Annotated in this window: 4 protein-coding genes; all 4 read right to left on the reverse strand. The window is 65.4% G+C overall.

Features of this window, described 5'->3' with window-relative positions; all coding sequences use genetic code 11:
• On the reverse strand, window positions 1-304 hold a 304-nt coding region (locus EN935_RS27955; protein ID WP_206534586.1), incomplete at its 3' end, for a Na+/H+ antiporter NhaA.
• 60 nt (window positions 305-364) lie between these two features.
• A complete protein-coding gene (locus tag EN935_RS27960) occupies window positions 365-928 on the reverse strand; it encodes an ActR/PrrA/RegA family redox response regulator transcription factor (RefSeq protein WP_023762754.1) in 564 nt (187 codons plus the stop codon).
• Window positions 929-1013: 85 nt separating this feature from the next.
• Window positions 1014-2345: an ActS/PrrB/RegB family redox-sensitive histidine kinase gene (locus EN935_RS27965; RefSeq protein ID WP_127373838.1), complete on the reverse strand. Its 1332-nt coding sequence runs from the start codon at window positions 2343-2345 to the stop codon at window positions 1014-1016.
• 26 nt (window positions 2346-2371) lie between these two features.
• A partial coding sequence (locus tag EN935_RS27970) for an ATP-dependent helicase C-terminal domain-containing protein (protein WP_164771387.1) occupies window positions 2372-3269 on the reverse strand: 898 nt, incomplete at its 5' end.

Below are 3269 nucleotides of genomic sequence, written 5' to 3' on the forward strand. Positions count from 1 at the left end.
CGGCAGCGGCGATGCCGGGCAGCACGCGTCGCGGCCAGGTCGAGAGCTGGCCGTCCAGAACCTCGCGCTTAATCTCCAGCCCGACGAGCAGGAAAAACACGGCCATCAGCCCGTCATTGACCCAGTGCGAGACGCTGAGCGGGCCGAGATAGGCATGGAGCGCGGAAAAGTAGGTTTCGGCGAACGGCGAATTGGCGACGATCAGCGCCAGGGCGGCGGCCACCATCAGGATGATGCCGCCGGCCGCCTCGCCATCGAGAAATTCGCGGAAGACGGAAACCGGCCGCTGCTTCAAGTCCTGCATGTCGCCTCCGTCATGCCGCCTGTCGGCCGGCGTCATTCCGCAAGATGCGCAAACCGCGCCTCAGCGCGGCGCGCGCTTGGCCAATATCCGCTGCAAGGTGCGGCGATGCATGTTGAGCCGGCGCGCCGTCTCGGAGACATTGCGCTCGCACATTTCATAGACACGCTGGATATGCTCCCAGCGGACGCGGTCGGCCGACATCGGGTTTTCCGGCGGTGCCGCGCGCTCGCCGGCGGTGCGGGTGAGTGCGGCGAAGATATCATCGGCGTCGGCGGGCTTGGAGAGATAGTCGACGGCACCGAGCTTCACCGCCGTCACCGCAGTGGCGATGTTGCCGTAGCCGGTCAGGATGATGGCGCGGGAATCGTCACGCTTTTCGCGGATGGCCGCGACCACGTCGAGGCCGTTGCCGTCGCCGAGCCGCATGTCCACTACGGCATAGGCAGGCGGATTGGCGCGCGCCTTGGCAACCGCCTCCTCGACGCTCTCGGCCGTCTCGACCACGAAACCCCTGGTTTCCATGGCGCGGGCCAGACGCGTGAGGAACGGCTTGTCGTCATCGACGATGAGCAAAGAGGTGTCCTCGCCTTCAACCATTGCGCCAATATTTTCGTCGCCTGTCATAGTCTCAAAATTCCTGCTGCCTTAATTTTACGCAGATATAGTTCCTGAGCCTCATTGTCCAATTTTTAGAGCTCCTTCAAGGCTCTCAGGCGGTGTCGAACATGCTGGCCGAAGTGATTTCCGGATTGAGGAACACACCACGCGGCCACGATATCTGTACCACGGCGCCCTCGCCCAGGCCGCTCGAATTGCGAAAATCGAGCGTCGCGCCCGAGCGTTCGAGCAGGGTCTTGGCGATGAACAGACCTAGCCCTAGGCCGCCGCCGGCTTCATTGCCCTGGCGCGTCGACATATAGGGCTCGCCGATGCGGTCGATGATCTCGGCCGGAAAGCCTGGTCCGTCGTCGATGATCGAGAAGGTGACAGCGGCGTCATCCCAGCTCCAGCGCACGGTGACGCTCTTGCGTGCGAAATCGACGGCATTCTCGACCAGATTGCCGAGGCCGTAGATAACGCCCGGATTGCGGCGCCCGACCGGCTCGGGCCCGATGCGTTCGCCGGGCCGAAGCTTGATCGAGATGCCGAAGTCGCGATGCGGCGCGGTGACCTCCTCGACCAGCGAGGTCAATGGCAGCCGCGAAAGATGCGCCTCGCCCTCGGAGGACAGGCTGGTCAGCCGCTTGAGGATCTCGCGGCAGCGCTCGCTCTGCGAGCGCAACAGCGTCACGTCTTCCCCGTATTTCGGATCCTTGCCGAGCGCCTTTTCCATCTCCTTGGCGACAAGCGCGATGGTGGCAAGCGGGGTGCCAAGCTCGTGCGCGGCCGCGGCAGCCAGCCCGTCGAGCGCCGAGAGGTGCTGCTCGCGCTGCAGCACCAGTTCGGTGGCGGCAAGCGCATTGGCCAGAAGCCGGGCTTCGGCGGCCACCCGGAAGGCGTATATGGCGGTGAAGGCGATCGAGGACAGCACCGCCATCCATATGCCGGCGACATAGATGAAGGGCATCGCCAGCGGTGCGTCCTCATGCCAGGGCAGCGGCAGATGGACAAAGACCAGAAAGGTCGCCGCCGACATAACCAGCCCGCCGAGGATGGCGGTCAGGCGCAGGGGCAGCGATGTCGCCGAAATGACGACAGGCACGGTCATCAGCAGCGAGAACGGGTTGGTGAGGCCGCCGGTCATGTAGAGCAGGCCGGCAAGCTGCAGGCTGTCGAAGATGAGGATGCCGAAGGCCGCCAGCGGGGTGAGCCGGTGCGCCGCCGGAAGCCGGAAGGCGAGAAACAGGTTCATCCAGGCCGAACAGGCAATCAGCGCAAAGCAGAGGCTGACCGGCAGCGGAAACTTCAGGCCATAGGCGACAACGAGCACCGTCAGGCTCTGACCGACAATGGCAAGCCAACGCAACCGGATTAGCGTGTTGAGGCGCAGTCTCTGGCTCTGCTGGAAATCGGGCGAACGCAAAACGTTGATCATGGCCATGGATTACAGCCGTGAAGCGCTGAAGGCTAGGTACCTCTGGGTTTTGCGCGGGCGGTGGCAGTGGCGAGCAGCGGGTTTTCCGGCCAGACATGCTTGGGATAGCGGCCACGCATGTCGGCGCGCACATCGGCCCAGGAGCCGCGCCAAAAGCCGGGCAGGTCGCGCGTCGTCTGGATGGGCCGGTGCGCCGGCGACAGGAGTTCGAGTGTCAGCGGCACGCTGCCATTGGCGATGGCGGGATGGCGGTCGAGGCCGAACAGCTCCTGCACGCGAACCGCCAGCACCGGCCATTCGCCGTCATAGCGGATCGGCACATGGCTGCCCGACGGAGCATCGAAATGGGTTGGCGCCAGCGTATCGACCTTGCGCTGCAGATCGTGTGGCACGAGCGTAGCCAGTCCGGCAGAGACAACGCCCGCATCGATGGCGGCAAACGATGCCGCGCCGGACAGGAACGGCAGCAGCCAGCCGTCGAGGCGTTCGATGAGAGCGGCATCCGCCATATCGGGCCAGGGCGCGCCAAGGCCGCGATGCAGCCAGCCAAGCCGCTGGCGCAGCGTTTGCGCCTCCTTGCTCCAGGTCAGCAGTGAGAGCCCATGCTCGCGGACCGCATCTGTTATGGCGCGATCGGCGTCAGCACCGGTTGGCGGCGGCAGCATGCGCTCGGCAAGCGTGATGGCGCCAAGGCGCACGGTTTCGCGCACGCGCACAGCGCGCTTGTCGCGGTCGAAGCTCGTTTCACGGCGGACCTCGATCCTGTCCGCGAGCGCGGCGCGGACATCGTCCTCACTAATGGCCGCTGCCGCTGTGATGCGCGCATTCTGCGCCTTGCCGTGCAGGTCGGCGACGACCAGAAACGGCTCGCCCGCCAGCGGCTTGGCTGGCTGCATCGCGGCCTTGGCGCGCCCTGGCCCGATATGGCGG

Source organism: Mesorhizobium sp. M7D.F.Ca.US.004.03.1.1 (genome assembly GCF_003998635.1).
Lineage (GTDB): Bacteria > Pseudomonadota > Alphaproteobacteria > Rhizobiales > Rhizobiaceae > Mesorhizobium > Mesorhizobium loti.

Coding starts and splice junctions, on each gene's coding strand:
- EN935_RS27960 (WP_023762754.1), bottom strand. CDS start 928: ATGACAGGCGACGAAAATATTGGCGCAATGGTTGAAGGCGAGGACACC.
- EN935_RS27965 (WP_127373838.1), bottom strand. CDS start 2,345: ATGGCCATGATCAACGTTTTGCGTTCGCCCGATTTCCAGCAGAGCCAG.